The organism is Trichothermofontia sp. (assembly GCF_053493415.1).
This window is the reverse complement of sequence record NZ_JBRCAD010000044.1, coordinates 1-5,581: the sequence shown is the minus strand read 5'-3', so window position 1 is coordinate 5,581 and position 5,581 is coordinate 1. Positions and strand designations below refer to the sequence as shown.

The window sequence follows — 5,581 nt, the reverse complement described above, 5'->3', positions numbered from 1 at the left end:
AAGTTTCGCTATTTGCAACTAGAACTCAGCCGTCGCTGTTCGCTCGTCCATTGGAGCTACGATTTGCTTCCAGAAACGCTTGTATGACTCTCGCACCCTCAAGTGTAAAGTTTTATATCTGGATTCAACACTTCTGGTTTATTGCTTCTCCGATCGTGATTAACGAGCCGCAAGCCTTAGCCATTTTTCCTCGCAGACGACCAGCACCCGGAGTTATTGAAGCAAAAGCCAAAAGCTTTACTGTTTTGATTGATTGCCCCTCACCGGGATCAGGTATTATTTACGATCGTCAGGGCAACACTTATCGCGTGCTAACTGCATGGCACGTGGTTCAATATGGTGATGACTGGTGCCACACGATCCAAACGCCTGATGGCCAACGACATCCCTTTAATCAGCAATCCGTTCAACAAATTGCAGGGCTTGACGTTGCGATCCTGGAGTTTGAGAGTAACAGGTCCTATACAACTGCCCGTTCTGATGCCCGTTCTGAATTTGGTAACCCGGACCAGGTTAGCTCAACATCGAGTGTTTATGTGGCTGGCTACCCTGAGCCGAGTCCCGGCGTACCGGCCTTCTACGTCTTGACGGTTGGTCAGGTCGCTGGTCGGCAACCAAGCCCCTTAGAGGGGGGATACTCGATCCTATATACCAACGAAACTAGTGCTGGGTTCAGTGGTGGCCCAGTTCTGGATAGTGCCGGTAAAATTATTGCTATTCATGGGCAAAGTGAGAATCTACCACCAGATCCAGCAGGTCCAAATCGGAGGGCTTATAAGATTGGCATTCCCGTTAATTCATTTTTAGATAAGATTCCTCCACCAGAAGAACGTCGGGACCAAGAACGTCGGGACCAATTAATAACATGCCCAACAAATATCCCTTGGGGGATCTACAGAAATCTCCGTGGTAGCCAAACGGTCAATGGTGTTACAATCGCTTTCTACTGTGCCCTACTCAATACAAGTGGAACCTATATTGCCCAGTTTTATATTCAGAACAATGCTGATCGCACCTTCCTCTCGATGCCAGTCAACGCTAGAGTCTTTGATGCCAACGGCGATCGTGTGACTGCTCGTGTAAACGTCGATCGTACACCTAGATCACCTAATCCCAATGCGCGAGGAATGATTATTGATCCAGGTAGAACACTATGGATGACAGTGACGTTTTCCGATCGGCGGTGGATTGAAAATCATCCTCAGGGTCTAGTTTTGCAAATTCAAGAAGATAGTCGTAGCCGTAGGCTCTTTCAAGTTCCTTTTTAGTTTCATAAAGTTTACATTCTTTACGACCCGCTCAGCCACTTTTGACCAAGATGCAATACTTTTCAAAAGAATTCGATAAATTCATCTGAGCATGACCACCCTGGAAACCTATTTTGAACAATTAACAACCTTCCGGCCACAACCGTTTCAGCAACAAACGATCGCAGCACTGCTCCAGGGGCAGGATGTCTTACTGCGCGCACCCACGGGTTCTGGGAAAACCGAGGCTGCGATCGCCCCCTTCCTCCTGGCGCAAGCAATGGGAGTTGCATTTCCCCGCAAACTCATTTATGTCGTACCACTACGAACCCTGGCCAATAGTTTGCGGCAACGGGCAAGGCCGTTAATAGAACGATGGCAGATTCACTTCCCAGAGCCACGGCGTTTAGTCGTGACCTTGCAGACGGGCGAAAATCCGGAAGATCCGCGTTTTGAAGGGGATATTGTCTTTTGCACGATCGATCAACTCTTAAGTAGCTTTTTACAGGTTCCCTACTCATTGGGGCGAGGGTCAGCCAATGTGAATGCAGGTGCAATTTTTGCAGCCTATTTAGTCTTTGATGAGTTACATTTATTAGATCCTGAGCGAGCCTTTACAACCCTGCTAGAACTCCTACGACGAGTGAAGGGAATCGCCCGTTTCCTGTTAATGACGGCAACCTTAACAGACGATTTAGCAGCTAATATTGATGGCCATTGGGATCAGTTTATTAAGGTATCCGTAACCGAATTAGCTAGATTGCAACAGGGACGCAGGCGGACGTTTCGAGCCATGCTTTGCCCCTTGTCAGCCGCCACGATTTGGGATGATATTATTGCCCGCGATCGCCAACGGGTCCTGATCATCTGTAATACGGTTATGCAGGCCCAAGGACTTTATCATGAGATGCGCGAACTCGATCAAAAGAATCAACTCCATCTAACATTGTTACATTCACGGTTTTTACCGGACGATCGCGCTCAAAAAGAACAGTATTTACAAGCAGAATTTGGCCAGGGCTGGTCCCGAACGGGTCAATGCCATGTATTGATTGCCACCCAGGTGGTCGAGGCCGGGCTGAATATCACCAGCGAAGTCTTACATACCCAGTTATGCCCAATGAATGCACTATTGCAGCGGGCCGGACGATGTGCGCGGTTTGCGATGGAAACTGGGGAAGTATATGTGTATCGTTCGCTCGCAGTGGGGCGGATTGTCGCAGTATATGATGAATTTGAGTATGAGACCGAGGTAGGGGTAGCCTCAACGGAGGGAGCGTCAGAACCCCGTAGTTTTCCGCCCTATTCGCGAGATTTGTGTGAATCAACTTGGGCAGTTTTGCAAGCACACACCCAGGCGGGATTAACCGAACAGCCCGTGGACTATGGGATTGAGAGCGAATGGATCAATCGGGTGCATACCCTTGAGGATGCCCAGCATTGGCAGCGACGACAAAATGATCAAGCTGAGTTCCGGAAAAACTTTCTGACTGCCTTTTTCCACGGTCAAACTGAAGCACGACAACATTTAATTCGCGCAATCGACAGTCGTAGTATTTATATCGCCGATTCGGGTTCAGCCGTTTTTGATGGCGATGCTGAGGTTGAGATTGATCCCCACAAACTAACCGCATTTTCAGTGCCCCTATCAATGTTGTGTGCCATTTTTCAGCGGCTGACCGAAATTGAACGTGGCATTAATTATATTTTCAAGGAGATTAAAGTACCCAGGATCAAAGCAGAAACCTATAGTCAGCCCGTATGTGTGCCCATTACTTCGATCACCCAGCTTAAGGCCAGCTTTCGCATTTTGGTAAATCCTCGTTATGCACATTATGATGCCCAAGTAGGGTTAATACTCAACGTCGATAGTTCCGGTGCGTTTCGATCGCCACTGAGGACAGTAACCACTCGTCGGAGTGAATATGCTTATCGCATGGATACTTATGTGGGACATTTGGTATTGATGTGGAGGTGTTGGCGCGAAGCCTTCCCTTTGCAGCCGAATATCGATAACCCTAAACAATGGGATGCCTATGGGAGTGTCCGATCGGAGCTACTACCGATCGGGAGACAACTCATTCAGCAGCAAATTTTCCCCGACGCCAGTTCTGAAGAAGCGGAAGCTTTATTTGAAGTCTTGGTCTTTTTGGCAGTCTTGATGCATGACCTAGGTAAATTGCAGGGGTCATGGCAACGGGTGATGCGCGGATGGCAGGCGATCGCCCATGCCCAATTTGGGGGCCGTGATCCGAAACAACACCTTTTAGCCCACACAGACTACAACCCGGACGAGCCTGAACAAAAGCGAGCACTGAAAGCCTTCGAGAAAACCCATCGGCGTCCTAACCATGCGGTAGAAGGTGCGTTTTTAGCCTGGGAATTGTTGGACCAATCCCTAGCCCCGTTACTAGAAACACACTTTCAAGCGACTCCCGATCAGGTAGATGGGTTAATGGATGTCGTCCTACTCGCGATCGGGCGGCACCATTCGGCTTGGGCAGGCGGGTGGAGTACGGCAGATGTGGCCAAAATTCGACAGCTCACACTACATCCCGACGCATCGCAGGCTATTCGGCAAAGTTGGCGTAATTTAGCCCGATTTCTACCCCAGACCTTGAACTTACCCCTGGTGACCCTTAAGGAACAGATATACCCCGTCACCGACATGGAACTTACCCACTTCCCTAACCCAGAGGCGGAGGTCTACCAACATCTGTATTTACTCATCGTGCGGGCATTACGACTGTGCGACCAACGATCAGTACAACTACACCGCTAAAAACGGCTCGATAAGGGTTTTAGGAGATGGGCGATACTGGATTTGAACCAGTGGCATCCTGCTTGTAAGGCAGGCGCTCTACCGCTGAGCTAATCGCCCTTGTGCGTAATGTTGCTTGCGCTAGGTCATTGTAGCAAACCTTAGCACCCGAAGCATACCGCAATCCGAAAAGTTGGCGTTATCATAGCGACAGCAAATTGCCGAGTGCCCCTATGCCCCTAGGTCAAACCCACGATCGCATTACCCTCTGGAGTTTGCCGCTTATCGTCGGCTTCACCCTGGGGGCTACCCGTAATGGTAACTTGACCCTCCTCGTCGCCGGGGGATTCCTCTTCAGTGGCCTCATGTTTGGTCCCGATCTGGACACACGATCGCGCCAATATAAACGCTGGGGCTGGTTGCGCTGGCTTTGGTTGCCGTACCAAAAAAGTCTCCGCCACCGGGCCATTTGGACCCACGGTTTCCTGATCGGTACCCTCCTGCGGTTAGCCTATCTCATGGGCTGCATTGCCCTGATTGGGTTAGTGGGCCTCACCCTTTGGGCGATCGCCTATCAATACTTTGTCGGCACCCAATACTGGCAAGCCCTACTTCAGCAACAGTTATCAGGGATTACCCACACCTATCTGACGACGCTGCAACAACACCCCCTAGAGGCGATCGCGCTTTTCATCGGTTTGGAGATCGGCGCAATGAGCCATAGCCTGAGTGATTGGCTGGGTTCCGCCTATAAGCGCCTAAAAAAAAATAAAGCCCACCCGCGACAATCACCGCAAACGGCCTTTCCCCAAGTACGGCGGGTCTCTCCCCACAAATTTTTGGCCCTACCGCCGGCTTCGCACCCGGTCAGATCAGCCACTGTTCCTGCTTCCTTGACCGCTTATTCCCCCCAGGGATGGTGAGGGAGTACCCAGTCACCTCTTTTCTCTTTTCTCTTTTCTCTTTTCTCTTTTCTCTTCCCTCTCCTAACGCCCTTGAAAATAATTAAGAATCCCACGGGCGATCGCCACCGCCATCCGACTGCGGAAATTGGGATCGGCCAGCCGAGGGGCATCTTCAGCCCCCGTCACAAACCCCGTTTCCACTAACACGGCAGGCATCGACGTGCGCCGGATGACGTAAAACCGCGCCTGTCGTACCCCGCGATCGCGCATCCCCAACCCACTTTGCAAAATGCTGCTATGGATGGCCTGGGCCAACGGCAAGCCCGAAACATAGTAATAGGTCTCCACCCCATTCACCTCCGGGCGGCTCATACTAATTGCATTGGCGTGGATGCTCACAAACGCCGTCGCATTAGCCCGTTCGGCAATTTGTACCCGTGGTTCTAAATCGAGATCGCGATCGTCCGATCGCGTCATCACCACCTGCACTCCCTGCTGTTGCAGAATCGCAGCCACCTGACGGGAGATATCCAGCACAATGTTTTTCTCATAGATATTGCCAATCCCAACCGCCCCTGGATCAGGTCCTCCATGCCCCGGATCAATGACCACGATCACCCGGCCACTGGGAACGCGGGGTAACGATCCGGTGGGGGGCAGGGTGGCGG

4 protein-coding genes and 1 tRNA gene are annotated in these 5,581 nt (G+C 50.9%); 3 read left to right on the top strand and 2 right to left on the bottom strand.

What is annotated here, in order from left to right:
- Both ACWIUF_RS04255 and cas3 read left to right on the top strand, forming a co-directional pair.
- Positions 1–1,268, top strand: a 1,268-nt coding sequence (locus ACWIUF_RS04255) for a S1 family peptidase (protein ID WP_448570994.1), incomplete at its 5' end; no start/stop codon positions are given.
- A 91-nt stretch (positions 1,269–1,359) separates the two neighbouring features.
- Positions 1,360–4,029, top strand: a complete 2,670-nt coding sequence (gene cas3, locus ACWIUF_RS04250) for a CRISPR-associated helicase Cas3' (protein WP_448570993.1) — start codon at positions 1,360–1,362, stop codon at positions 4,027–4,029.
- A gap of 27 nt (positions 4,030–4,056) precedes the next feature.
- Here the strand turns inward: cas3 and ACWIUF_RS04245 are convergent.
- A tRNA-Val gene (locus ACWIUF_RS04245) sits at positions 4,057–4,128 on the bottom strand.
- Between the two features lie 113 nt (positions 4,129–4,241).
- On the opposite strand from ACWIUF_RS04245, the gene ACWIUF_RS04240 reads away from it, so the two are divergent.
- Positions 4,242–4,931 carry a metal-binding protein gene (locus tag ACWIUF_RS04240; RefSeq protein WP_448570991.1) on the top strand — a complete coding sequence of 230 codons (690 nt, stop codon included), beginning with the start codon at positions 4,242–4,244 and terminating at the stop codon, positions 4,929–4,931.
- Between the two features lie 63 nt (positions 4,932–4,994).
- Here the strand turns inward: ACWIUF_RS04240 and ACWIUF_RS04235 are convergent.
- A partial coding sequence (locus ACWIUF_RS04235; protein WP_448570990.1) for an N-acetylmuramoyl-L-alanine amidase family protein occupies positions 4,995–5,581 on the bottom strand: 587 nt, incomplete at its 5' end.